Source organism: Treponema endosymbiont of Eucomonympha sp., from assembly GCF_001028545.1.
The window spans coordinates 1-707 of the sequence record NZ_BBPW01000355.1 but is presented as its reverse complement, the minus strand read 5'-3'; the positions used below and the strand labels follow the sequence as shown (position 1 = coordinate 707).

The 707-nt window shown below is 56.0% G+C and carries 1 protein-coding gene; it reads left to right on the top strand.

Annotated elements, in window-relative coordinates; all coding sequences use genetic code 11:
• Nucleotides 1–403 precede the first annotated feature (403 nt).
• Nucleotides 404–610, top strand: coding sequence for a hypothetical protein (locus AWU74_RS10755; protein ID WP_162504989.1), 207 nt, complete (start codon nt 404–406; stop codon nt 608–610).
• Nucleotides 611–707: the final 97 nt, after the last annotated feature.

Genomic DNA, 707 nt, shown 5'->3' with positions numbered 1-707 from the left:
CTATCGAAACCATAAATGAAGCCGCGTGGAACGCGCTCGGCGAGCCGATCATTGAGGGCGACGGGTATAACTATGACGGGCGCTGGTACACCGTATACGAGTATTTCCAGCGCGATATTGCGAAGTGGGACGAGCGCCTTTTGGGCGCAGGAATTCCGCACGACACGTATAGAACCAGCGACATAACCAAATACTGCTCTATAACTTTCAGCGCCGAGTACGTTATCGGCGTGGGAAAAGAGGAAGGGGAACATTTTATAGCTTTCGCAAACGACGACGTCTATTTCGACATGGACAAGCGTGAGGAAGGCTGTCGGGCGAAAGCCGAAAACGTCTGGGCAACGTTCTATGCGCGCCCGGACGAGCGGTTGGCTTTTTCCCGGCAATACAGTGCACGCTCAAATTGCCGAACGGCGCGGCAAGCGCAAAGCAGCAGTTTCCGGCGTTCGCGTTTGTATTCGCCAAGCGGTCGGACTGCGAGAAAAAAGGGCTGGAAGCGCTCGCCAACGCAGGGCTGCCCGTGCTGGGAAGCTACACCGACAGCACCGACGGGCACGTGTTTATCGTAAACGCGAGCAGCGTGCGGCATTTTGTGTACAACAACAGGTAAGGGAGGGCGGTTTTCATCTGCGAGGCTGCCGAGCGATATAGCGGAAATCCGCAAAAGCGGCTGAGCCGCACGTAGACACGGGTATATGCGCGATTTG